A 24,236-nucleotide genomic window follows, 5' to 3' on the forward strand; every position below is an offset into this window, starting at 1 on the left:
CAACACGCGAAGCCCTCAAAAGGTTCAAGCGCTTTTCAGTCCCGCCGGCAGTGCGCCGGTCTCCGCCGCTCCACCGCCCGGCAGCCCGAGGCCGGGCCGCATCCGGCTCCAGCGCGGCTCCTGTGCGCCGAACCCGGGAACGTTCCGCAAGGTATTGATATCCCAACCGGGCTTGCGCCCGAGAATGGCGCGATAGACCCCGAACGCCCCGCTGCGGGTGTAGAAGCTCCAGTGGCAGAGGCGCGTCTGCGCGGGCGTGAGCGGGATGCCCCGATCGTTAACCCAGGCGGTCACATCCGCGCGATCGAGCTGGATGTCGAGCCAGTCCGGCACCCGGCGGCCGAGCCCGAGGCCCAGGGCGCGGTCATGCGGGCCCCGCCGCGGCGCGAAGGTCTCGAAGAGCGCGTCATAGGCGTCGTTCGAGCGCGCGGTGACATTGTAGATCTCCGGCCGCGCCTCGGTCCGCAGCGCGGAGAGAAACGCCAGCGCCGCGCCATCGAATTCCGCCGCCCCGAGCAGGATCATCCGTCCCGGCGCGTGCTCGAGCGCCGGAAGGGCCGCGAGCGCCACCCGTGCGCCGAGCGAATGGGCGACGATATCCACCCGCCGCCCCGGCGCATGGCGCGCAAGTAGCCTCATGAGATGCGCGAGCTGAGCCCCGTAACCCCTTGCATCCGAATAGACTTGTGCAAACCCCGTCCGCCCGCGCGCCATCAGGCTCCCGAGATGCGGGATCTGCGCGGGCCAGCCGAAGCCGATGCAGAGCCCCGCGGCATCGGCATGGCGGGTGAAACCGAGCCCCCGCGGCCAGCTCCGCGCCCTGCGGGCCTGCGCGGCCTCGCGAAAGGCGAAAATGTGCCGGTGCGGATCGGCGGCGCGGTCATGGGGATCGAAACGGTAGCCGTGAATGAGGATGACGATCGGCGCGCCCGCGGGCAGCCGCGCATGATGCCGCGCGATGCGGGTGGCGAGATCTCCGCCGCTGCGGATCGCGCGCAATCCGCCGGGGGAGGCTGCAAGTCCCAGATACGCCATGGCCCTTGTCCGTCAGCAAACTGCCCGAAATCGCGAATTTTCCGAAAATTTAGGTGAAATTCTTGAAAACGGCATGGCATTCGGGTGACGCAATCGTGACATGAACCGGGCCGGCCGCACCGCCGGGATGGCGCCATTGACCCAGCGTAAGGCGTCCAGTAAGGCCGCGCGTGAAGCACCACGCCTTTCTGGCTAGGAAAACTTGGGGGGCCGGGCGGTCCGGCGGCATCCGACATGGCGAAAGACTCCGCGAACGACTGGAACACTCGTACGAAACTCGTGCATGCGGGCTCCCGCCGCAGCCAGTACGGTGAGATGTCCGAGGCGATCTTCCTGACCCAGGGCTTCGTCTACGAGAGTGCCGCACAGGCCGAGGCGCGCTTCATCGAATCCGGCCCCGACGAATTCATCTATGCCCGCTACGGCAACCCCACCGTGCGCATGTTCGAAGAGCGCATGGCCGCGCTCGAAGGTGCGGAGGACGCCTTTGCCACCGCGTCCGGCATGGCGGCGGTCAACGGCGCGCTCTTCTCGCAGCTCAAGGCGGGCGATCACATCGTCTCGGCCAAGGCGCTCTTCGGGAGCTGCCTCTACATCACCGAAACCCTGCTGCCGCGCTTCGGCGTCGAGGTGGATTTCGTCGACGGCGCCGATCTCGACCAGTGGCGGGCCGCCGTGCGTCCGGGCACCAAGCTCGTCTTCCTCGAGGCGATGTCGAACCCGACCCTCGAGGTCATCGACATTGCCGCGGTTGCCGAGATCGCCCATGCCGTCGGCGCGATCGTCGTGGTCGACAACGTCTTCGCCACGCCGATCTTCCAGCGCAGCATCGCGCTCGGCGCCGATGTGGTGATCTATTCCGCCACCAAGCACATCGACGGGCAGGGGCGCTGCCTCGGCGGCATCGTGCTCGGCACGCGCGAGTTCATCCGCGGCACCTTCGAGGCCTATCTCAAGCACACCGGCGGCGCGCTGAGCCCGTTCAACGCCTGGATCATGCTCAAGGGCCTCGAGACCCTCGACCTGCGCTGCCGTGCCCAGGCCGCGAGCGCGCAGCGCATCGCCGAGGCGCTCCAGGGCCATCCGAACGTCCCCAGGGTGATCTATCCGGGCCTGCCCGACCACCCGCAGGCCGAGCTTGTCCGGCGCCAGATGGAGGCGGGCGGCACGATGATCGCGATTGAGGTCGCGGGCGGCAAGCCGGCGGCCTTCCGGTTCCTCGATGCGCTGCGGATCTTCCGCATCACCAACAATCTCGGCGATGCCAAGAGCCTCGTGACCCATCCTGCCACCACGACGCATCAGCGCCTGAGCCCCGAGCAGCGCGCAGCGCTCGGCATCAGCGATGGAATGGTGCGGATTTCCGTCGGCCTCGAGGATGCAGGCGATCTCGTCGCGGATCTTCTGGCCGCCCTCGAAGCCGTCTGACGGCACGCGGCTGTCGGGGCCATTGCGCGGCACGCAAGACACATATGCGCATAAGTCGTAACTTCTGCGCGATTTTGCCGTCGATTTTCACGCAAAGGTTGTGTAGTGTCAATGCACTGGCCATATGTTCTGATGGACCCTTTTTTCTTCTTGGAATCTTTCCAATCTGTTTAGAGTGCCGGGGCCGTAACGTGGAGTGGGCGACATGAATGCTTTGAGTTCCGAAATCCGCCGCGAGTCGCGTACGGAAATCGAAGATGCGCGCCCAAGCCGGTCCGAGGTCGAGGATGCGCTGCGCGTCCTTCAGGCCTGGGCGCGCACCGGCACGCCTGATGCCGGCGATCCGTTTGCGGAAGCGATTGCGGGCGTCGCGCCGCGTCGGCCCGCCTATCCGGAATTTTCGCGCAGCTATCCGCACGGCTTTCTGGCCGACGAGGCCTATCGCGGCGGGCTCCCGGATCTGCAGAATGGCCCCGAAAGCCTCATAAAGGGCGCGAAGACCGCGATCCAACATGTTGGTATTTCAAACTTTGTCCTTCCGATCCGCTTCCGTACCCGCGAGGGCGGCGAGGTCCAGCTCGAAACCTCGGTGACCGGTTCCGTCTCGCTCGAGGCGAACAAGAAGGGCATCAACATGAGCCGGATCATCCGGTCCTTCTACAAGCATGCCGAGGAGTCGTTCTCCTTCGAGGTGATCGGCGGCGTACTCGAGTCCTATCTTGCCGATCTCGAAAGCTTCGATGCCCGCATCCAGATGCGCCTGCGCTACCCGATGCTGCGCCGGGCGCTCCGCTCCGGGCTCGAGGGCTACCAGTATTACAATGTCGCGCTCGAGATGGCGAAGAACGCGCAGCAGACGCAGCGGATCGTGCATCTCGATTACGTCTATTCCTCGACCTGCCCGTGCTCGCTCGAGCTCTCCGAGCATGCCCGCCGGACCCGCAACCAGCTCGCGACACCGCATTCGCAGCGGTCCGTCGCCCGTGTCTCGCTCGAGATCTCCGGCGATGACATGCTCTGGTTCGAGGACATCGTCGATCTCTGCAACAAGGCGATCCCGACCGAGACCCAGGTGATGGTGAAGCGCGAGGACGAGCAGGCATTCGCCGAGCTCAACGGCGCGCATCCGATCTTCGTCGAGGATGCGGTCCGGCTGCTCTGCGCGAGCCTCGAGAGCGATCCGCGCATCGGCGATTTCCGCGTCGTCGCGAGCCATCAGGAATCGCTTCACAGCCACGATGCCGTCTCGATCCTGACCAAGGGCGATACCTTCAAGCAGGCGAGCTACGATCCGCGCCTCTTCGACTCGCTCTATCACGTCGGCTGAACGCGCCGGGGCCGCAACCGGCCCCGCTGCAATCCGAGACAGGACGAGCGACGTCGCGCTCCGGCAAAAGCGCCCAGGGCTGGCCGAACGGGCAGCCCACCGTCTCCGACGGGGACGCGCCCCGTGGCCGCCGCTCCGCCGGAGGGCCTCTGCCCACCTGACCCTCCGTCCTCCTGGCATCCCTGCGGGCCCCCTCGGGCGGGAAACGCTCCGCCGTAAGGCCCGCGGCTGCCATTGCACATCATGGCACCGGACCGGCCCTGGCCTGCCCCGGCGGCATCTGCGCATCCGGCCCGCTGCGCCCGCTTCCCCAGGGCGCAGCCTCAGCCGGCCTCAGGCGCCGTGCGGCATGAGCCTTGACTTGGGTGCGATTCATGATTTGTTTACCTTAAAATTCAATGATTTCAACGCGATTTTGTGATTTTCACGGTGAAACGCCCTGCTTTCACCGCGAAAGGGGCCCGCCCGAGGGCCGGTTTTGCCCCCCTCACGCGCGCTTGACAGCCGCAGCGGCGCACGCCAACGATCCGCTCATGATTGATCTCAGACCCGCGGGGTATCTGGTCGGCTGGCTTGTGGCAGCCCTTGGCGGGTCGATGATCCTGCCACTCCTGGCCAACCTCGTGGTCGGGCATGGGCAGAATGCGGGCGAATTCTCCGCTGCCGCCATCATCACCGTCGTGACCGGGGCCACCGTCTCCCTCGCCTGCGCCAACTGCGACCGGCGCCGGATCGGGGTTCAGGAAAGCTTCCTGCTCGCAACCGTGATCTGGGCGGTCTTTCCCTTCTTCGGCGCGCTCCCCTTCATGATGGGCGAGCCCCACGCCTCCTTCACCGATGCCTTCTTCGAGGCGATGTCGGCGCTCACCACCACCGGCGCCACCGTCTTCAGCGGGCTCGAGAGCCTGCCGCCCGGCGTCCTGCTCTGGCGCGGCATGCTCCAGTGGTTCGGCGGGCTCGGGATCATCGTCGTGGCCATGGTCTTCCTGCCGACGCTCAAGGTCGGCGGCATGCAGATCTTCCGCTCCGAAGCCTTCGATACCCTCGGCAAGATGCTGCCGCGCGCCGGAACGATCGCGATGTCGCTGACCTCGATCTATTTCCTGCTGACCTTCCTCTGTTTCATGGCCTATATCTTTACGGGAATGGTGCCGTTCGACGCCCTCGTGCATGCGATGACCACGATCTCGACCGGCGGCATGGCCAATACCGATGCGTCCTTCAGTATCTATGGGGCAGGCACCCATTATGTTTCTGTGATCTTCATGGTTCTCGCCGCACTTCCCTTCGTCCGCTTCATGCAGCTCGCCGCCGGCTCGGCGCGGCCGATCCTGCGCGACACCCAGATCCAGGGCTTCCTGATCGTCATCGGCTGCTTCACCCTCGTCCTCTCGGTCTACTACGCCATGCGGGCCGAAGGCGCCTTCGAGCCGGCCTTCCGCGAGGTCCTCTTCAACGTGACCTCGGTGGCGACCGGCACGGGCTACGCAAGCGCCGATTACGGCGTCTGGGGGCCGCTCGCGGTCTCCCTCTTCTTCATCATCGGCCTGATCGGCGGCTGCTCTGGCTCCACGGCCTGCTCGGTCAAGATCTTCCGCTACCAGCTCCTGATCTCGGCGATTTCCGCCGAGGTGAAACGCATCCATTCCCCGAGCCGGGTCTTCACCCCCCGCTATGCCGGGCGGGCGGTCTCCGACGACATCATGGGCTCGGTGATCGCCTTCTTCATGTTCTTCTACCTCTCCCTCGCCGTCGTCGCGGTCCTGCTCGTTCTCGTCGGGCTCGAACCGATCACCGCGATCTCGGGGGCGGCGACGGCGATCGCCAACATCGGTCCGGGCCTCGGCCCGGAGATCGGCCCGGCCGGCAATTTCGCCGGGCTGCCCGCGCTTGCGAAATGGATCCTCGCCGGCGCGATGCTGATCGGCCGGCTCGAGCTCATGTCGGTCTTCGTCCTCTTCACGGCCGCCTTCTGGCGGGGCTGAGCGCATGATCGAGCTTGCAAGCCCGCTCCGCCGCCGCACGCCTCCCCGGATGTCTCGCTCGGAGGGATCTGCCCGGTGATCATTGATGTGCGTCCCGTCGGCTACATCGTCGGCTGGCAGATCTTCGGGCTCGGCCTGCTCATGACCGCGCCGATGGTGCTCGACATTGCGGACGGCAACGCGAATGCCGGGGCCTTCGCGGTCTCGGCCGTTCTCACCATCTTCGCCGGCAGCGTCATCGCGCTCGCCTGCTCCGACAGCTGGACCCGCAACCTGAGCCTCCGGCAGGGCTTCCTGCTCACGGGCGGCGCCTGGGCGATCTATCCGGCGGTGGCGACGCTTCCGATGATGATCGGCGCACCGCATCTCTCCTTCACCGACGCCTATTTCGAGGCGATGTCGGCGCTCACCACCACCGGCGGCACGGTGATCGCCGGGCTCGATGCCGCGCCGCGCGGGTTGCTGCTCTGGCGCGGGCTGCTGCAATGGGTGGGCGGGATCGGCATCGTTCTCGTCGCGATCATCCTCCTCCCGGTTCTCGGGATCGGCGGCATGCAGATCCTGCGCACCGCGGATTTCAACACCCTTGGCAAGATCCTGCCCCGCGCGACGGAAATCGCCTTCGCGATCGGCAAGGTCTACTGCCTCCTCACGCTCGCCTGCACCCTCGGATACGTCTGGACGGGCATGTCGACCTTCGAGGCGATCGTGCATGCGATGACGACGCTCTCGACCGGCGGCATGGGCACCTACGACGCCTCCTTCGGCGTCTTCAGTGCGGGCGCGCAGTATGTCTCCATCGTCTTCATGATGCTTGGCGCCATGTCCTTTGCCCGCTTCGTCCAGGTGATGCGCGGCGATGTGCAGTCGCTGCTCGGCGACAGCCAGATCCGCATGTTCCTGCTGGTGAGCCTCGCCTTCACCGTTGCCATCGTGCTGGCCCGGGCCCTGGCCGGGGATGGCGTGGGCGAGCGGCAGATCCGCGAGGTCGCCTTCACGGTGGCCTCGCTCATTTCGAGCACCGGTTACGCGACGCTCGATTACGGCCAGTGGAGCCCGCTCGCGGTCATGCTGATCTTCATCATCAACATGGTCGGCGGATGCTCGGGCTCGACGGGCGGCGGCGTGAAGATCTTCCGCTATCAGCTTCTGGCCTCGAGCGTGTCGGCCGAGATGCAGCGCATGCACAGCCCGCAGATCGTCTTCGTGCAGCGCTATCTGGGGCGCAGGGTGACCTCCGAGGTGCTCGACTCCGTGAAGGCCTTCTTCGCGCTCTATTTCTTCTCGCTGGCGATCTTCTCCGTCGCGCTGATCCTGATGGGCCTGAAACCGATCACCGCGATCAGCGGCGTTGCCACCTGCCTTGCCAACGTGGGTCCGGGGCTGGGGCCCGAGATCGGCCCGGCGGGGAATTTCGCGGGCCTGTCGGACGCCGCCAAATGGGTGCTCTCCTTTGCGATGCTCGCCGGCCGGCTCGAGCTCATGTCGGTCTTCGTGCTCTTCTCGGTGGGCTTCTGGCGCGACTGAACGGTTGCGGCGGCCTCGCGGCCCGGCGCATTGACGCGGCCGGGCAGGGTGCTAAACGGGAGCCCCGAGTTGCGAGACAAGGACGCATCCATGAGCACCACCGCGCCCAAGAGTTTCCAGGAACTGATCCTGCGCCTCCAGTCCTACTGGGCCGGGAAGGGCTGTGCCGTGTTGCAGCCCTACGACATGGAAGTGGGTGCGGGCACGTTCCACCCGGCGACCACCCTGCGCGCGCTCGGGGCGCGGCCCTGGGCGGCGGCCTATGTGCAGCCCTCGCGGCGGCCGACCGACGGGCGCTACGGCGAGAACCCGAACCGGCTTCAGCACTATTACCAGTTTCAGGTGCTCATCAAACCCTCGCCGCCCGATCTGCAGGCGCTTTACCTCGGCTCGCTGCATGCGATCGGGATCGACGACATGCTGCACGACATCCGCTTCGTCGAGGACGACTGGGAGAGCCCGACGCTCGGTGCCTGGGGGCTCGGCTGGGAAGTCTGGTGCGACGGGATGGAGGTGAGCCAGTTCACCTACTTCCAGCAGGTCGGCGGCCATGACTGCAACCCGGTCGCGGGCGAGCTCACCTACGGGCTCGAACGGCTGGCGATGTACGTCCTCGGCGTCGATCACGTGATGGACATGCCCTTCAACGATCCCGGCGCGCCGATCCCGCTCACCTATGGCGACATCTTCCGCCAGACCGAACAGGAATACAGCCGCTGGAACTTCGACCAGGCCGATACCGGCATGCTGCTCAAGCATTTCGAGGACGCGGAAGCGGAATGCGCCCGCATTCTCGCAGCCCCGGTCGAGGACAAGGCCGGCCGGAAGATCGTCATGGCCCATCCGGCCTATGACCAGTGCATCAAGGCGAGCCACCTCTTCAATCTGCTCGATGCGCGTGGCGTCATCTCGGTGACGGAACGGCAGGCCTATATCGGCCGGGTGCGGGCGCTGGCGAAGGCCTGCGCCGATGCGTTCGTCACCACCGAGGCCGGCGGCGCAGTGGTGGCGTGAGCAGGACCAGCTTGAGAGGAGCGGAGCGATGAGCGGACGGCGGCTGATCCTCGGCTTTCTCGTCATGCTTGCGGTCTTCACCGCGGCACTGATCTATTTCCAGTTCTTTGCCTTTTACCAGCGCGATCAGGAGAGCGCGATGATCGAGGCGGGTGGGCGTATCCTGCCGGCCCGCGATCTCGACCGGATCGACGCGGAAACCTCGCCGCTCAAGCTGCGGGCCTGCTTCCGGACCGAACCCGCGCTGCTTCGGGACCTGCCGGTGGCGAAGGCGCCGACGCCGCTGACCCCGCCGCCGTGGTTCGACTGTTTCGATGTCGGCCGGCTTTCCGTCGATATCGCCTCGGGCAAGGCGCAGGCGTACGAGCTCGCGACCGGCGAGCCAGAGGGCACCGTCACGATCGTGGCAGTCTATCCCGATGGCCGGGCCTATCTCTGGCGCCAGCTCGCGGAAGGCTATGCGGAGTGAGGGCCGACGCCGCGGCCTGAATGAAAGGGAACACGCCGGAAGATCGCGGCGTGTCCTGGCGCAGGGTGGGTGATGTACGCGTCGGGTATCGTCAGCCCGCGGCCTTGGCCTGGGCGGGTGCCGGCACGCTTGCAAGCGCCGAGGAAGAAGACTGGTGGCGCGGATTGCTCTGGCCGACCGGGTCGTCCTGACGCTGCACCGAACCTTCGAAATGCGCGCCGCTCTCGATAGCGATTGCCTTGTGGACGATATCGCCCTCGACACGCGCGGTGGAGGAGAGGCGCACCTTGAGCCCGCGCAGCCGGCCGATGACACGGCCGTGGGTGATGACCTCGTCGGCGATGATCTCGCCTTTCACCGTTGCACTTTCGCCAACGATGAGGGTCTGGGCGCGGATGTCGCCCTCGACGATGCCTTCGACCTGAATGTCACCGCTCGATTGAACGTTGCCGGTGATGGTGATGTCGGAGGAGAGCACCGAGGCGGCCGGCTTTTGCTTGCGAATGGCCGGCGGCGGGGCGGGAGCATCAGAGGTGCGGAGCTCGGCGGAGGGGGACGGGACGGGGGCCTCGTCCTGTGTTTCAGAGGGGTGCGGCCCGGAATCAGAGGGGCGGGTCTTAGAAAACATCCTTGGCAGCCTCCAGATAGGTCATCGGGTTAACCGGGCGACCATCCAGGCGGACCTCATAGTGGAGATGGACGCCTGTGCTACGCCCAGTTGAACCCATAGCACCAATTAAATCTCCGCGCGATACTTTTTGACCCTTTACAACCAGAAGTTTTGTTTGGTGCGCATAGACCGTCTCGAAGCCGAACTCGTGACGGATGCGGACGACACGGCCATAACCGCGTTCGGTGCCGGCCGATTCCACCACACCGTCGGCAGTGGCGTAGATCGGCGTGCCCTTCGGGGCGGCCATGTCGAGGCCCGCATGCATCCTGCGGCCCGCGCCCTTCGGGTCGCGGCGGTAGCCGAAGCCGCTGGTGAAGCGGAAGGAATCCTTCACCGGTATCGCGAACGGGATCTTCGAGGCCGCGATGCGCATCTCGTTCATCTTGCCGAGCGAAACGAGGACGGTGTTGAGCCGGCTGCTGTCGTTGCCGTTGTCGAAGGACCGGGTCGAGACCGTGACGCCGCTGAGCGGGCCGCCCTCGCCGGAATAGTTCCTGCGGACCTCGGCCAGAATGCGGTCCACATCGACGCTCGATCTCTCGAACATCTTCTCGAGCGGCCCGAAGGACATCGCCACGGCCTGCTCGATCTGCCCGACCATCTCGTCCTGACGCTGCGCATTGACCTTCATCCGCAGCTCGAGGTCGGCGAGCTGGCGCTCGAGGTCGGCGCGGTCCGCGGTTGCGGTGTCGCGGGCGGTGACGGCTTCGGCCAGTGCGGCGGAAACGGCATCGAGCGTTTCGGTCAGATCGGAATCCGCGCCCTGCCTCTGGTTGAGCGACTTGCTCACCTCGTTCATGCGGTCGAGCAGGGCTTCGTTGCTGGCAGCGACCGTGTCGCGCTGTGCCACGGCTTCCTGCAGGCGGTTGCGCATGAGATCGAGCGCATTCGAGAGCTCCCGCCGCTCCTCGACGGATTGCAGGATCGTGGTCTGCTGGCGGCTGATCTGATCCATCGCCACCTGGAAGCGAGCCTGGGCGGAGCGGGCCTCGGCGGCGCGCTGGTCGCGCTCGGCGGCCAGTTCGTCGAGCCGGATCTTGTAGGCGTCGCGCAGCACCAGCGTCTGGTTCACCTCGGTGCGCGAGGAGATCCGGTCGAGCACGACGATCGAGGTCGAGGCGGCAAGCCAGCCGACGAGTGCCAAGGCCGCGCTGCCGAGAAGCAGCTGCGAGATGGGCGTGAACCGGATGTAGCTGGTCGAAGGGCCGGACTGAATGTAGATGCGTTTCTCGGAAACAACCGCCGACAACACTTTATTCGTCCGGCGCAGCGTGATCGCCATACGTCCACCCAACCGTTTCTTGTATATGGTGCAGCTTCAGCCCCAATCGATGGTGTGATATGGGGCGGCGTGGTGCAATGCAACGTGATCTTTAACGAAGGTTACCCGGTCGGCGGATATCTGCCAGTTGTTTCGGTTTCGCCTTGCCCTGCCGAAATTCGGCCCTGTTGAGGCGGCTTGCGAAGTCGACTGTTCAAATACCCGCGACACCGGGGAAATTCGCGCCTGCGTCAGCCGGAGATCTCGCGAACGGCAGCCAGGACCGCGTCGACATGGCCGGGCACCTTCACCTTGCGCCAGACCTGCCGGAGCGTTCCGGTGCCGTCGATCAGGAAGGTCGAGCGCTCGATTCCCATGTATTTCCGGCCATACATGGACTTCTCGACCCAGACCCCGAATTGATCGCATACCGACCCATCTTCATCGGAGAGCAGCGGCATGGCGAGTTCGTGCTTGGCCTTGAACTTGTCGTGGCTCTTCACGCTGTCCTTGGAGATGCCGATGACCGCAGCTCCCGCGGCCTCGAAATCGGCCATGCGCTCGGTGAAGCCGATGGCTTCCTTGGTGCAGCCCGAGGTGTCGTCCTTGGGATAGAAGAAGACGACGACGATGCGTCCGGCATAGTCCGCGAGATCGAGCGTCCCGCCGCCATCGCGCGGCAGGCTGAATGCGGGGGCAGGCTGGCCGGCTTCGAGGGTCGGCATGGGAATCTCCTTCGGGTCTGTCATCGGCTGGGTTGCCAAATTGGACACGGCATCGGGGAGCCGCAACAGGCAAAATACGGCGGGTCCGGGCGGCTCGGTCGCGCGTTGTCACGCCGTTGCAAATGTGGCATCACCGCCTGAGATCCGGTTCGGGCGGAAAGGTGATGAGAACATGACCGATTTTGCGGCAGCGCGTGAAGCCATGGTGGATTGTCAGGTGAGGCCGTCCGACGTGACGCGCTATCCGATCATCGAGGCCCTGTTGAACGTCCCGCGCGAGGAATTCGTGCCCGAGGGGCTGCGGCCGGTGGCCTATCTCGGCGAGCATGTGCCGCTGGCGCCGGGGCGTGTGCTGCTCGATCCGCGGGTGTTTGCGAAACTTCTGGATGCCGTGAATGTCGGCCCGAAGGATCTCGTGCTCGATATCGGCTGCGGTCTCGGCTACTCCTCCGCGGTGCTCGCGCGGATGGCCGAGGCGGTGATCGGCGTCGAGGAAGACGCGGCGATGGCGGCCCAGGCCGAGGAAATCCTCGCCGCCGAGGGGGCGACCAATGCGCTGGTGGAATCCGGGCCGCTCGCCGAAGGTCGGGCCGGGCACGGGCCCTTCGATGCAATCGTCATCGAGGGCTGCATCGGGGTGCTTCCGGAGGCGATTGCGGCGCAGTTGAAGCCCGGCGGACGGATCGTTGCAATCTTCGGCGATGGCCGCAACGGTCAGGCCCGGCTCGGAATCAATACCACCGGCGGCATTGCCTGGCGCCGTATCTTCGATGCCACAGCGCCTGTCCTGCCCGGGTTCAGCGAAACGAAAGCGTTTGAATTCTGATCCGCCGCATCCGATAGTGCGCCAAACCCTCAGTGAGCCCGAATGCCGGGCCGGCCGGTTTGAGCAGTTTCCGGAGGACCGACATGCGGACAAGACGATTGAGAGCCCTTCTTTTCACCACGGCCATCGCGGCTGCAACGAACGGGATCGCGCTTTCGGCCGCATCTGCGGAGACGCTGACCGACGCGCTGATCCAGGCCTACCAGACGAGCCCGCTGCTTGCCTCGAGCCGCGCGGCGCTGCGCAGCCTCGACGAAAGTGTGCCGCAGGCGCGCGCGAACCGCAGGCCGCAGGTTGATGCAAATGTCGCGGGGTCAACCGGGGCCGATTACGGTGATTTCGAGAGCCATGCGGATGCGTTGCAGGCGACGCTTGTCGCGACACTGCTGATCTATGACAGCGGCCAGACCAAGGCCGCAATCGAATCGGCGCGCAACAACATCGCCGCCGGCCGGGCCGACCTGAAGACGGTGGAGCAGAACGTGCTTTTTTCCGCGGTGCAGGCCTATGCCAACGTGCGCCGGGACGAGGAATTCGTGCGGATTGCGAGGGCCGATGTGCAGCGCCTCGATGAGACGCTCCGCGCCACCCAGAACCGCTTCGATGTGGGCGAGGTGACGCGCACCGACGTGAGCCAGAGCGAGGCCCGCCTGGCCGAGAGCCGGGCCAACCTCGCGGATGCGCTCGGCGCGCTCGAGGTTTCGCGGGAGGCCTACCGCGCGGCTGTGGGCCATCCGCCCCAGAATCTCGACCCGCTGCCGCCGCTGCCCGCCGTTCCGGCCTCGCTCGAGGAATCGACTTCAATCGCCATGCAGCGCAACCCGCAGATCGTTTCGGCCCAGTTCGCCGAGCGCTCGGCGGTATACGATTTCGACCGCGCCCGCGCCGCGACCGGCCCATCGGTTGGTGTCAACGTGACGACCGGGATCGAACGGGCCACCAACCAGTTCGGGGATTTCACCGGCGATCCCTTTGCGGAGGTCTCCATCAACGGTTCGATGCCGCTCTATAGCGGTGGGAGCAATTCGAGCCTTATCCGGCAGGCGCAGGCCGTGGTCGATCAGCGCCAGTTCGAGGTTCAGGACGCGGGGCGGAGCGTCACGCAGTCGGTCGCGGCCGCCTGGACTCAGCTCGAGGTGGCCAAGGTTGCGATCACCGCGCGGCGTGAACAGGCGGATGCGAGCCGCATCGCCGCGGAAGGGGTCACCGAAGAGGCCCGGCTCGGTGCGCGCTCGACACTCGATGTGCTTGATGCCGACCAGGATCGCCTGCAGGCCGAGGCCGAGGTCGTTTCGGCGGTACGCGACGAATATGTCGCGGCCTATGCGCTCCTCCAGGCCATGGGTCTGATGACGGTCGAGCATCTCAATCTCGGTATCGAGACATACAATCCCGACGTCTATTTCGCGAAGGTTCAGAATGCGCCGGTTGGCGGCTATGATACCTCCGCGGTCGATCGGATCAGGGCCAGATGGGAACGGTAGAGCAGCGGTTGGAGACGGAGCGCGACAAGGACGGGGAAGAGCCAAGGGCGGCTGAAGCGGAGGGCGGAGCGGCCCCGCGCTCCGATGGGCCGCCGCGCCAGGATCTTGCCGACGTGCTCGCCTCGATCCGCCAGCTGGTGACGGCCGAGACCGCCGCGCGCGTGAGCAAGCGCGAAGAGGCTGCAGGTCTGGAAGGCGTGCTGATCCTCACGCCGGAGATGCGGGTCGACGCGGGCCGCGAGGACGCGCGGTCCGGCGAGATCCTGACCGAAGGCATCGATGCGAGCGGCCTGCCGGGCCATGGCGCCCCGATCCTCGACGAGGAGGCGCTGCGGGCTGTCATCAACGCCATCGTGCGCGAGGAGCTTCAGGGGGAACTCGGAGACCGGATCAGTCGCAATCTCCGCAAGCTCATCCGTCGTGAGATCGGCCAGATCCTTGCCGAGGAGCGCGAAACCTCCTCTCAGGGGTAAGGGGCGGCAGCGCGTAGCCCTCGCGAGATTCCCAATATATCACAATGCCTTGTCCCTCGAGCCCCGCTCCCGACCGGAGCGGGCTCGAGGCGGTTTCTATTCGGCGGCCTGGGCCGTATTGAGCCAGCTCCAGACCCGGCTCGGGGTGAGCGGCATGTCGACATGCCGCACGCCCGCGTCCCAGACCGCATCGAGTGCTGCGTTGGTGACGGCGGCAAGCGCCCCTACGGTGCCGGCCTCGCCGCATCCCTTCATGCCGATGTCGTTGGCGGTCGAGGGTACAAGCTCGGCGTGGAAGGCGATGAACGGCACATCATCGGCGCGCGGAAGGCCGTAATCCATGAAGGAGCCACTCAGGAGCTGGCCGTCTTCGGAATAGACCACGTGCTCGGTCACCGCCTGTCCGATGCCCTGGGCGACGCCGCCATGGACCTGGCCCTCTGCCAGCATCGGGTTCACAAGATAGCCGAAATCGTCGACCACGGTGTATTTCACCACATCGAGCTTGCCGGTGTCGGGGTCGATCTCGACCTCGGCCAGATGCGCGCCATTCGGGTAGGAACGGCCGGGCACGGTAAATTCCCGTGTTGTGACAAGGAGTTCCGCCTGACCTTTCGAGCGCGCGAGATCCGCGAGTGCGACCAGCCCGATCTCGCGGTCGGTGCCCGCGATGCGGAAGGCGCCGTCCTCGAAGACGAGATCGGCGCCGGAGACCTCGAGCTCGTCCTCGGCGAGCGGCCGGAAGTTCTCGATGACTTCACGGGCGGTCTTGATGATGGAGTTGCCCTGCATGGTCACGGAGCGCGAGCCACCGGTGCCGCCGCCCTTGGCAATGCGGTCCGAGTCGCCCTGGATGAAGCGGATGCGGTCGAACGGGATGCCGGCGTGCTCGTTGAGGAACTGGGCGAAGACGGTTTCGTGGCCCTGGCCGTTCGACTGGGTGCCGACGGCGAGCTCGACCATGCCGTCATCGGCGAAGGCGATGGTGGTGGTCTCGTTCTGATCGCCGAGGATCGACTCGATGTAGTAGCAGAGCCCGAGTCCACGGAGCTTGCCCGCCGCCGCGCTTGCCTCCTTGCGGGCCGTGAAGCCGGCGAGATCGGCTTCCATCACGGCACGATCGAGGACGCGGTTGAAATCCCCCACATCATAGAGCTCGCCCGCGGCAGTTTTGTAAGGGAATTTTTCCTTCGGAATGAAGCTTTTGCGGCGCAGCTCCAGCGGATCTTGCCCGAGCTCGCGGGCAGACCAGTCCATCAGGCGCTCGATCACGTAGATCGCTTCGGGGCGGCCTGCGCCGCGGTAGGCGTCGACGGGGGTGGTGTTGGTGAAGACGCCCTTCACCGAGAAGAGGGTATTCTGGACATCGTAGACGCCGGGCATGACCTTGAGCGCAAGCTCGGAGGCGATGTACTGGGCGAAGGAGGAGTTGTAGGCGCCGAGGTTGGAGGTGCAGGTGATGCGGAGTGCGGTGAGGCGATACTCCGCGTCGAAGGCGGCCTCGGCGGTGGTGACATGATCCCGGCCGCCATTGTCGGAGAGCATGGACTCCGAGCGGCTCGGGATCCAGGCTACGGTGGTGCCCAGCTCGCGCGCGGCAAAGGCAGAAGCGAAATATTCCGGGTAATTGAAGGACTTCATGCCGAAACCTCCACCAACATCCGGGGTGGTTACATGCACGGCGTCCTTCGGAAGGGAGAGGACGCCCGCCAGTTCGTTGCGCAGGTTCCAGACACCCTGACCGGTGAAGCCGACGTGGAGGCGGCTGCCGTCCCACGTGGCGATGCAGCCGCGGGGCTCCATCGAGGCGCAGATGATGCGGTTGTCGACGAGATCGAGTTTCGTCGTGTAGGGCGCTGAGTCAAAGGCGCGGTTTACGGAGCCCTCATCACCGTGGGACCAGTCGTAGGCGATGTTGTCCGGGGCTTCCGGGTGGATGGCCTCGCCGCCCGGGGCGGTCTCGACATGCACGGGCAGTTCGTCGATGTCGCAGGCGATGAGCTCGAGTGCATCGAGCGCCTCAAGGCGGCTTTCGGCGACGACGATCGCAATGGCTTCCCCCGCGAAGCGCACCGTATCGGAGGCAAGAATGGGGCGCGCGGGGCTGGCACCCTTGCTGCCATCGCGGTTCTTCACGACGCTGAAGGCTATTGAATTCAACATCTTGCCGTCTATATCCGCAGCGGTCCATACGCCCCGGACACCCGGCGCCTCGCGCGCATCGTTCACATCGAGCCCGGTGATGCGGCCATGGGCGACGGGGCTTCGGAAGATCGCGGCAAAGAGCGCTCCTTCGGGGATCATGTCCTCGATATAGCTGCCGGTACCGGTCAGGAAGCGGGCATCCTCGCGGCGCAGGACGCTCTGGCTGGTTCCGAATTTCGTCATCTCGCGATTCCTCCCGCTGGTCGTTCGGAGGGCAGACTAACGGCTCGCCGGGTGGCGTCCAGAGCGCCGTAAGGTGTAGGGGGCCGATATGGAATCCATATGGAAAGCGTATGGAATCCATATGGCTGTTTCTGGACCATCCGGTAACGCTTTCCGCGGCCTTTTCCTCTGCGTCGCGCGCGGTTATGAGACGGGTCTGACAAGAAACGGATGAGCCAGCCCATGCCGATGCAAAAGACCTTCGACGCCGCGAGCGCCGAGCCGCGGATCAGCGCAATGTGGGAAGAGGCGCGGGCCTTCGTGTCGGGCGCCAATGCGAAGCCGGGGGCGGATCCGTTCTGCATCCTGCTGCCGCCCCCGAACGTGACGGGCAGCCTGCACATGGGGCATGCCTTCAACCACACGCTCATGGACATCCTGACCCGCTGGCATCGGATGCAGGGCGATGACGTGCTCTGGCAGCCGGGGCTCGACCATGCGGGGATCGCGACGCAGATGGTCGTCGAGCGCCAGATGGCGGCCGCGGGCGAGCCATCCCGCCGCGAGATGGGCCGCGAGACCTTCGTGGAGAAGGTCTGGGAGTGGAAGGCGCATTCGGGCGGCACGATCCTCGAGCAGTGCAAGCGGCTGGGCGACAGCTTCGATCTCAGCCGCAACGCCTTCACCATGTCGGGCGCACCGGGCGCGCCCGCAGGCGAGGAAGGCAACTTCCACGACGCGGTGCTGAAGGCCTTCGTCACCTTCTACGAGCGCGGACTGATCTACCGCGGCAAGCGGCTGGTGAACTGGGACCCGAAATTCGAGACCGCGATCTCCGACCTCGAGGTGGAGAACATCGAGGTCGACGGCCACATGTGGCATTTCAAGTATCCGCTCGCGGGCGGCGAGACCTATGAATACATCGAAAAGGATGCGGACGGGAACGTCACGCTCCGCGAGACGCGGGATTACATCTCCATTGCGACGACCCGTCCCGAGACGATGCTGGGCGACGGCGCGGTTGCCGTGCATCCTTCCGACGCGCGCTATGCGCCGATCGTCGGCAAGCTCTGCGAGATCCCGGTGGGCCCAAAGGCGCACCGCCGCCTGATCCCGATCATCGTGGATGAATACCCCGATCCGGAATTCGGCTCGGGCGCGGTGAAGATCACCGGCGCGCATGACTTCAACGACTATCAGGTCGCCAAGCGCGGCGGCATTCCGATGTACCGCCTGATGGACACCCAGGCCCGGATGCGCGACGACGGCGCGCCTTATGCAGACTGCGCGGCGCGGGCGCAGGAGCTTGCGGCCGGGGCGGCATTCACCGAGACGGAAGTCGATGGCCTCAACCTCGTGCCCGACGATCTGCGCGGGCTTGACCGCTACGAGGCGCGCAAGCGGGTGATCGCGCAGATCACCGAGGAAGGGCTTGCGGTGATGGTGCAGGGCGCGCCGGACGACAGCGATGGCCGCGTCTGTTTCGACACCGGCATGGTGCCGCTGGTCGAGGCCAAGAAGATCATGCAGCCCTTCGGCGACCGTTCGAAGGTCGTCATCGAGCCGATGCTGACCGACCAGTGGTTCGTCGATGCGGCGAAGCTCGCGGGGCCGGCGCTCGAGGCGGTGCATTCGGGCAAGACCCGCATCGTGCCGGAGCAATATCAGAAGGTCTATGACCACTGGCTCGAGAACATCGAGCCGTGGTGCATCTCGCGCCAGCTCTGGTGGGGGCACCAGATCCCGGTGTGGTATGACGAGGAGGGCAACCACTACTGCGCCATGTCCGAGGCCGAGGCGGTCGCGCAGGCGGGCGGCAAGGCGCTCACCCGTGACCCCGACGTGCTCGACACCTGGTTCTCGTCGGGCATCTGGCCGATCGGGACGATGGGCTGGCCGGAGGAGACCGCGGATCTGGCGAAGTTCGTGCCGACCAGCGTGCTCGTCACCGGCTTCGACATCCTGTTCTTCTGGGTCGCGCGCATGATGATGATGCAGATCGAGCTGCTGAAGGACGAGCGGCCCGATCTCGCCGAGCGGGTGCCGTTCCGCGATGTCTACATCCATGCTCTCGTCCGCGACGAGAAGGGCAAGAAGATGTCGAAATCGCTCGGAAACGTGCTCGATCCGATCGAACTCATCGACGAATACGGCGCCGATGCGGTGCGCTTCACGCTTTCCTCCATGGCGGCGCTGGGGCGCGACGTGAAGCTCTCCAAGGACCGGATTGCGGGCTATCGCAATTTCGGCACCAAGCTCTGGAACGCGGCGCGGTTTGCCGAGATGAACGGCTGCCGTCCGCTGGCGGGGTTCGATCCGAAGGCGGTCCGCCAGGTCACCAACAAGTGGATCGTCGGCGAGACCGGCAAGGTGCGCGAGGCGCTCGATGCCGCCCTTGCGGCCTATCGCTTCAACGATGCCTCCAACGCGCTCCACGCCTTCGTCTGGGGCAAGGTCTGCGACTGGTATGTCGAGCTCGCCAAGCCGCTCTTCGACGATCCGGCGGTGGCGGACGAGACGCGGGCGACCATGGCCTGGGTGATCGACCAGTGCCTGATCCTGATGCATCCCTTCATGCCCTTCGTCACCGAGGAGCTCTGGGGTGCGACGGGCGAGCGCGCGAAGCTGCTCGCCCATGCGGACTGGCCCACCTATGGCGCGGAGCTGGTGGATACGGCGGCCGATGACGAGATGAACTGGGTGATCGGGCTCATCGAGGAGATCCGTTCGGTGCGGGCGCAGATGCATGTGCCCGCAGGGGCGAAGGTCACCCTGATCGCGCTCGACCTTGCGCCTGAGCGTGCAGCTCTCCTCTCCGCGAGCGAGGCGCTGGTGGGCAAGCTCGCGCGCGTCGAGCGTTTCGAGACCGCCGCGGCCGCGCCCAAGGGGGCGGTGACACTCGCGGTGGGGGGCGCGACCTTCTGTCTGCCGCTCGCCGATGTGATCGACGTCTCCGCCGAGCGCAAGCGGCTTGCCAAGGCGCTCGACAAGCTCGGGAAAGAGGTGAAGGGGCTGCGCTCCAAGCTTTCGAACGAGGCCTTCCTCGCCAAGGCGCCGGAAGAGGTGGTGGACGAGAACAAGGCCCGGCTCGAGGCGGCGGAGGAGGAGATCACCATCCTCCAGTCGGCCGAGGCGCGGCTGGCCGAACTCGCGTGAGCGCGGCGCGGGCGGAGACGGCGCCGCTGATCCCGCCCGCGGTTGTCTGGCTGCTTTGCGCGATCTCGATGATGCCCGCCGTCTCGACGGACATCATGCTTCCGGCGACGGGGCTGATCGCGGCGGAATACGGCGTGCCGGAAGCGTTCGGCGGGCTGCTCGTGGGCGGCTTCCTGCTCGGCTACGGTTTCGGGCAGGTGGTCTGGGGCATTGCCTCGGATGCTTGGGGGCGGCGGCCGATCATTCTCATGAGCCTCGGAGCGATGACGCTCGCGGCGGCGGGGTGCGTGGTGGCGCCGAACTTCTGGGTTCTGCTGGCGCTGCGGTTCGTGCACGGGCTCTGTGCCGGGGCGCCGGTGGTGGCGCGCGCGATGACCCGCGATCTGGGCACAGGGCCGCAGACGGTGCAGCTTCTCTCGCTCCTGATGGCGACGGTCTCGCTCGGGCCCCTGGTGGCACCGGTGTTGGGCTCGGCGCTGCTGGTGCTGTTCGACTGGCGGGCCTGTTTCGTGCTGCTCGCGGTCGTCGGCGCCGTCTGCTGGGTGCTGGCCTTCCGGATGCTTCCGGAAACCCTGCGCGTGCGGCGGCCGGAGCGGTTCTCGCTCGGCTTCGTGCTGCCGGCCGGGCGGAACCTCCTGCGCGAGCGGGAATATCTGCTCGGGGGCAGCGTGATCGTGCTCACCTTCGCGGGCTACGGCTCGGTTCTGGCGCTCGGGGCGGTGGTGGCCGAGCAGGCCTATGGCGTAACGCCGGAAGCATTCGGTGCGATCTTCTTCGTCGCGGCGGTGTGCAACGCGGTGGGCTCGGTCTCGATGCGCTGGTTCGGGGCGCGGTTCTCGCTTGACGGGGTGATGGCCGTGGCGGTTTCGGTACTGGCGCTCGCGATCTGCGTGCAGGGCGCGTTCCTCGCCTTCACCCCGCCGCTGGCACTCTTCTGGGGCGGGATCTGTCTCTATCTGCTCTGCTTCGGCGCCATCATGCCCTCCGGCATGGCGATCGCGATGCGGCCGGCGGGCGGGATGCCGGGCTTCGCGGCCTCGTTTCTCGGGATGCTTCTGATGATCGGGGCGTTTCTCGGCGGGTCCGTCGCGACCGCGCTCCACGGGACGGATCACCGGGCGATCAGCCTCACCATGGTGATCTTCGGCGGCGCGGCGGTGGCGGTCTATGGTCTTCACTGCCTGACGGGCCGGCGGTCATAACTGACCGGCCCCGGACGCGAGACGCCGGGGCCGGTCGGTTTTCTCACTCCGCGGGATTCGTGAGCGGCCGGAACTCGCCGGTATCCGCTGTGGCGCGGCTGACGAAGAAGATCGCGGCAAAGGCTGCGATGAAGCCCGGGATGATCTCGTAGACGCCGGGGCCGCCGAGGAAGCTCGCATTGAGGCCAAGGCTGATCCAGATGATCACGGTCGCGGCCCCCACCACGAGACCGGAGACGGCGCCGGCGCCCGTCATGCGGGGCCAGGTGAGCGAAAGGATCATCAACGGACCGAACGCCGCGCCGAAACCGGCCCATGCGTTGGCGACCAGTCCAAGCACCTCGGAGTCGGGATCGCCGGCGATAAGCGCTGCCACGGCGCCGACGAGGACCACGGCGATCCGGCCGACAAGAACCAGGGTCTTCTGGCTGGCCTCACGGTTCAGGAGCAGCCGATAGAAGTCTTCGGCGAGCGAGGACGACGAGACGAGAAGCTGGCTCGAGACCGTGCTCATGATGGCGGCGAGAAGGGCGGCAAACAGGAAGCCGGTGATGAGCGGATGGAACAGAAGCTCGGCGAGCAGGATGAAGATCGTTTCCGGATCCTCGATCGTCATGCCGTTGCGCACGAAGTACGCGCGCCCGTAGATGCCAAGACCAATCGCGCCAAGCAGGGAGATCGCCATCCAGGTCATGCCGATCCGGCGTGCCATCGGCACGTCCTTGACGCTGCGCACCGCCATGAAGCGCACGATGATATGCGGCTGCCCGAAATATCCCAGCCCCCAGGTTACGGCGGAGAGAAAGCCGACGACGGTGAGGCCGTGGGTGAGCGAGAGGTAGTTCGGATCAACCGCGCTCAGGGTCTCGGCGGCCTGCGAGAAGCCGTTGCCTTGTCCGGCGGTCAGCACGACGATGGGCATGATGACAAGGGCGAGCATCATGATGCAGCCCTGCACGAAGTCGGTGAGGCATACCGCGAGGAACCCACCCACGACCGTGTAGGCCAGAACGACACCGAGCGTCAGCCAGACACCTGTCTGATAGCTGCCCTCGAAGGCGCTCATGAACAGCTTGCCGCCTGCGACAAGGCCCGAGGCCGTGTAGACCGAGAAGAACGTGACGATCACGACGGCGGAAACCATCCGCAGCAGCGTGGCCTGGGACGGAAAGCGGTTGGCCAGAAACTCCGGAATTGTCAGTGCGTTATCGTATCGCTCGGTCTGTTCGCGCAAACGCGGGGCGACGATGATCCAGTTGAGCAGGGCGCCGAAGAAGAGACCGATGCCGATCCAGGCCTCGACGAGACCCGCGGCATAAAGCGCGCCAGGAAGGCCAAGGAGCAGCCAGCCGCTCATATCGGATGCGCCAGCGGAAAGTGCGGCAACGGCTGGAGGGAGGTTTCGCCCGCCCAGAATGTATTCTTCGGAGTTTCCGGTTGATTTCCGCCAAGCATAGAATCCTATTGCGAGCATCAGCACAAAATAGAGCGTGAGACTGATCCAAACACCAAGTTGCATTTTTACCCCTCCTAAATCTGCATCTGTTTTCTCGGTTTTCGCAGCTGAAAGGTCGCTGATAGAGGTAATATTCGCTCAGAGCAATTGCTCAGGTATCCGGAGAGACTCCCGGCCTGGAGCATTCAGCACATGGGAGACGGCAAAATGACTGAAAACACGGACCTGGATTGCAGGGTGTTTCGGGCGAATGAGACCTACGCCGGAAAGCAGGGGTTCTCCTATTTTTCCGGCATCTCGGCGGAAAGCGCCGGGGCTGGCGGGATCTGCATGCATCTGCTGCGGCTGAAACCCGGCGACCGGGCGAAGGCGCATATGCATGCCGCCCATGAGACGGCGATCTACATGCTGACGGGCGAGACGGAGATGTATTACGGGCCGCGGCTCGAGCGGCATCTGGTGCTGCGCGCGGGCGAGATGCTCTACATCCCGGCCGGAATGCCGCATCTGCCGATGAACCGCTCGGCGGCCGAGGCGGAAGCAGTCATCGCGCGGACCGATCCGAACGAGCAGGAGAGCGTGGTCCTGCTGCCCGAGCTCGAGGCGCTGGTGCCGGGCTGAGCCCGGAAAGGTGCCCGCCGGAGGGACCGGCGGGCACTGACCCCGGACCTCAGGAGGCGGCGGGTTCGGTGGCCGGAATGTGTGCGGCGAGCGCTTCGCGGAGCTTTTCCTCCGCCGCGGTGTCGAGCGATGTCTGCAGCACGCGGCCGCCGACGCCCGAGAGGCGTTCGAGCACCTTGTCACCCGTCACCTTGTTGACGAGCACGAAGAGCACGGCCTCGCCGGGCGCGACCTCCTCGGCCATGTGCTTCATGAACTTGTCGTTGACGCCCACGTCGGTCAGGCGTCCGGCGATTGCGCCACTGGCGGCCCCGGCGGCGACGCCCAGCAGCGGGTTCATGAACAGAAGGCCGATGAGCAGCCCCCAGAAACTGCCACCCGCCGCGCCGGCGGCGGTGGTGTTGAGGAGCTGGTTGAGCTTCACGCCCTTTTCCGTCTTCAGCGCGATGGCGGCGTCGCCGATCTCGATGAGATATTCCTTTGCCATTTCGACGAGACTGTCGCGAACTTCCTCGGCCCGGGCCTCGTTCGGAAAGACGACTGCAACCAGATCAGGCATTCCGATCTCCAATGCTTCAACGAAGAGAACATGCGCGCCGCAGGCGGCGGCGATTTCAGAGTTAGACCCGGCCCTTCGTCATGGGAAGCCGAAGCGGAGCGTTTCACGTGAAATTTTGATGATGGCCGGGACGAGTGCCGGCGCCCCGGCCGCCTGCTTCCGGCGGGGCACCGCTGTCATCCGCCGCCCGGATATTGCGTCCTGGGCGGAGGTCAGACCTCCCGGTCGCGCAGGGCCGCGATCAGATCGGCACGGCTCATGTAGGAGCGGCCCGGAATGTCGAGCTCGCGCGCCTTGCGGTAAAGTTCGTCTTCCGACCAGGCCTCGTAGGCAATGCCGCCGCGGTCCGGTCCGGTGTTGCGCAGCCCGATCACGTTCGATTCGTGATTGCCGGTTTTCGTATCCTGCAGGGTCTTGCCTCCGAAGGCTTCTGGGTGGATGACGTTGCCGATTTTCGGGCCATGTTTCTTCGTCATGGTCTCACCTCATGTTCGTGGTGCGACTCGCGCCACACCTGTCGCCGCACCCGTCCGGAGCGGCAGATCGGACCTTAGAGCAGGCATTCCCTCGTTCGCATTGACCGACATCAGTATTAAATACCTTTCTCTGAAAAGTTGCGATTAAAGTACGATTTACACGTATTTGAAG

At 65.7% G+C, this 24,236-nt stretch carries 20 protein-coding genes; 12 read left to right on the forward strand and 8 right to left on the reverse strand.

Going from position 1 to position 24,236, the window contains the following annotated elements; genetic code table 11:
* Window positions 1–24: 24 nt before the first annotated feature.
* The gene (locus tag ACF66B_RS01225; protein ID WP_111428632.1) at window positions 25–1,035 is read right to left on the reverse strand and encodes an alpha/beta hydrolase; all 1,011 of its coding nucleotides are present in this window, start codon (window positions 1,033–1,035) and stop codon (window positions 25–27) included.
* A gap of 234 nt (window positions 1,036–1,269) precedes the next feature.
* Between ACF66B_RS01225 and metZ the strand changes: the two genes are divergently transcribed.
* From metZ to ACF66B_RS01255, 6 genes are all read left to right on the forward strand, one after another.
* The gene (metZ, locus tag ACF66B_RS01230) at window positions 1,270–2,463 is read left to right on the forward strand and encodes an O-succinylhomoserine sulfhydrylase (protein WP_111428631.1); all 1,194 of its coding nucleotides are present in this window, start codon (window positions 1,270–1,272) and stop codon (window positions 2,461–2,463) included.
* A 205-nt stretch (window positions 2,464–2,668) separates the two neighbouring features.
* On the forward strand, window positions 2,669–3,790 hold the full coding sequence (gene folE2 / locus ACF66B_RS01235; protein WP_111428630.1) for a GTP cyclohydrolase FolE2: 1,122 nt from the start codon (window positions 2,669–2,671) through the stop codon (window positions 3,788–3,790).
* A gap of 533 nt (window positions 3,791–4,323) precedes the next feature.
* Window positions 4,324–5,775, forward strand: a complete 1,452-nt coding sequence (locus ACF66B_RS01240; RefSeq protein WP_111428943.1) for a TrkH family potassium uptake protein — start codon at window positions 4,324–4,326, stop codon at window positions 5,773–5,775.
* Between the two features lie 75 nt (window positions 5,776–5,850).
* Window positions 5,851–7,302, forward strand: coding sequence for a TrkH family potassium uptake protein (locus tag ACF66B_RS01245; protein ID WP_392663748.1), 1,452 nt, complete (start codon window positions 5,851–5,853; stop codon window positions 7,300–7,302).
* A 90-nt stretch (window positions 7,303–7,392) separates the two neighbouring features.
* Window positions 7,393–8,316 carry a glycine--tRNA ligase subunit alpha gene (locus tag ACF66B_RS01250; RefSeq protein WP_111428629.1) on the forward strand — a complete coding sequence of 308 codons (924 nt, stop codon included), beginning with the start codon at window positions 7,393–7,395 and terminating at the stop codon, window positions 8,314–8,316.
* Between the two features lie 28 nt (window positions 8,317–8,344).
* The gene (locus ACF66B_RS01255) at window positions 8,345–8,785 is read left to right on the forward strand and encodes a DUF6446 family protein (protein WP_111428628.1); all 441 of its coding nucleotides are present in this window, start codon (window positions 8,345–8,347) and stop codon (window positions 8,783–8,785) included.
* 91 nt (window positions 8,786–8,876) lie between these two features.
* On the opposite strand, the gene ACF66B_RS01260 is transcribed toward ACF66B_RS01255, so the two are convergent.
* From ACF66B_RS01260 to bcp, 3 genes are all read right to left on the reverse strand, one after another.
* A complete protein-coding gene (locus ACF66B_RS01260) occupies window positions 8,877–9,413 on the reverse strand; it encodes a polymer-forming cytoskeletal protein (RefSeq protein ID WP_111428627.1) in 537 nt (178 codons plus the stop codon).
* Window positions 9,403–10,740 carry a DUF5930 domain-containing protein gene (locus ACF66B_RS01265; RefSeq protein WP_111428626.1) on the reverse strand — a complete coding sequence of 446 codons (1,338 nt, stop codon included), beginning with the start codon at window positions 10,738–10,740 and terminating at the stop codon, window positions 9,403–9,405. Before ACF66B_RS01265 ends, ACF66B_RS01260 begins: the two co-directional genes overlap by 11 nt.
* A 230-nt stretch (window positions 10,741–10,970) precedes the next feature.
* Entirely contained in the window at window positions 10,971–11,444 is a 474-nt protein-coding gene (gene bcp / locus ACF66B_RS01270) for a thioredoxin-dependent thiol peroxidase (protein WP_111428625.1), read from the reverse strand.
* Between the two features lie 172 nt (window positions 11,445–11,616).
* On the opposite strand from bcp, the gene ACF66B_RS01275 reads away from it, so the two are divergent.
* The 3 genes from ACF66B_RS01275 to ACF66B_RS01285 all read left to right on the forward strand — a co-directional run bounded on the left by ACF66B_RS01275 (window position 11,617) and on the right by ACF66B_RS01285 (window position 14,227).
* Window positions 11,617–12,270 (forward strand): protein-L-isoaspartate O-methyltransferase, encoded by a 654-nt coding sequence (locus ACF66B_RS01275; protein ID WP_111428624.1) that lies wholly within the window; start codon window positions 11,617–11,619, stop codon window positions 12,268–12,270.
* Between the two features lie 98 nt (window positions 12,271–12,368).
* Window positions 12,369–13,754, forward strand: coding sequence for a TolC family outer membrane protein (locus ACF66B_RS01280; RefSeq protein WP_162683160.1), 1,386 nt, complete (start codon window positions 12,369–12,371; stop codon window positions 13,752–13,754).
* Window positions 13,742–14,227: a hypothetical protein gene (locus tag ACF66B_RS01285; protein ID WP_162683159.1), complete on the forward strand. Its 486-nt coding sequence runs from the start codon at window positions 13,742–13,744 to the stop codon at window positions 14,225–14,227. The genes ACF66B_RS01280 and ACF66B_RS01285 overlap by 13 nt, the downstream gene beginning before the upstream one ends.
* A 96-nt stretch (window positions 14,228–14,323) precedes the next feature.
* Here ACF66B_RS01285 and ACF66B_RS01290 read toward each other — a convergent pair whose 3' ends face one another.
* A complete protein-coding gene (locus ACF66B_RS01290) occupies window positions 14,324–16,615 on the reverse strand; it encodes a xanthine dehydrogenase family protein molybdopterin-binding subunit (RefSeq protein ID WP_111428621.1) in 2,292 nt (763 codons plus the stop codon).
* 222 nt (window positions 16,616–16,837) lie between these two features.
* Between ACF66B_RS01290 and ACF66B_RS01295 the strand changes: the two genes are divergently transcribed.
* Entirely contained in the window at window positions 16,838–19,750 is a 2,913-nt protein-coding gene (locus tag ACF66B_RS01295; RefSeq protein WP_111428620.1) for a valine--tRNA ligase, read from the forward strand.
* Window positions 19,747–20,952 carry an MFS transporter gene (locus tag ACF66B_RS01300; protein WP_111428619.1) on the forward strand — a complete coding sequence of 402 codons (1,206 nt, stop codon included), beginning with the start codon at window positions 19,747–19,749 and terminating at the stop codon, window positions 20,950–20,952. Before ACF66B_RS01295 ends, ACF66B_RS01300 begins: the two co-directional genes overlap by 4 nt.
* A gap of 43 nt (window positions 20,953–20,995) precedes the next feature.
* Here ACF66B_RS01300 and putP read toward each other — a convergent pair whose 3' ends face one another.
* Window positions 20,996–22,471: a sodium/proline symporter PutP gene (putP, locus tag ACF66B_RS01305; RefSeq protein WP_111428618.1), complete on the reverse strand. Its 1,476-nt coding sequence runs from the start codon at window positions 22,469–22,471 to the stop codon at window positions 20,996–20,998.
* 144 nt (window positions 22,472–22,615) lie between these two features.
* Between putP and ACF66B_RS01310 the strand changes: the two genes are divergently transcribed.
* Window positions 22,616–23,029 carry a cupin domain-containing protein gene (locus ACF66B_RS01310; protein ID WP_111428617.1) on the forward strand — a complete coding sequence of 138 codons (414 nt, stop codon included), beginning with the start codon at window positions 22,616–22,618 and terminating at the stop codon, window positions 23,027–23,029.
* A gap of 49 nt (window positions 23,030–23,078) precedes the next feature.
* On the opposite strand, the gene ACF66B_RS01315 is transcribed toward ACF66B_RS01310, so the two are convergent.
* Both ACF66B_RS01315 and ACF66B_RS01320 read right to left on the reverse strand, forming a co-directional pair.
* Window positions 23,079–23,588, reverse strand: a complete 510-nt coding sequence (locus ACF66B_RS01315) for a DUF1269 domain-containing protein (RefSeq protein WP_111428616.1) — start codon at window positions 23,586–23,588, stop codon at window positions 23,079–23,081.
* A 212-nt stretch (window positions 23,589–23,800) separates the two neighbouring features.
* A complete protein-coding gene (locus tag ACF66B_RS01320) occupies window positions 23,801–24,064 on the reverse strand; it encodes a Rho termination factor (protein WP_111428615.1) in 264 nt (87 codons plus the stop codon).
* Between the last annotated feature and the right edge of the window lie 172 nt (window positions 24,065–24,236).

The organism is Amaricoccus sp. B4 (assembly GCF_043226085.1).
Lineage (GTDB): Bacteria > Pseudomonadota > Alphaproteobacteria > Rhodobacterales > Rhodobacteraceae > Amaricoccus.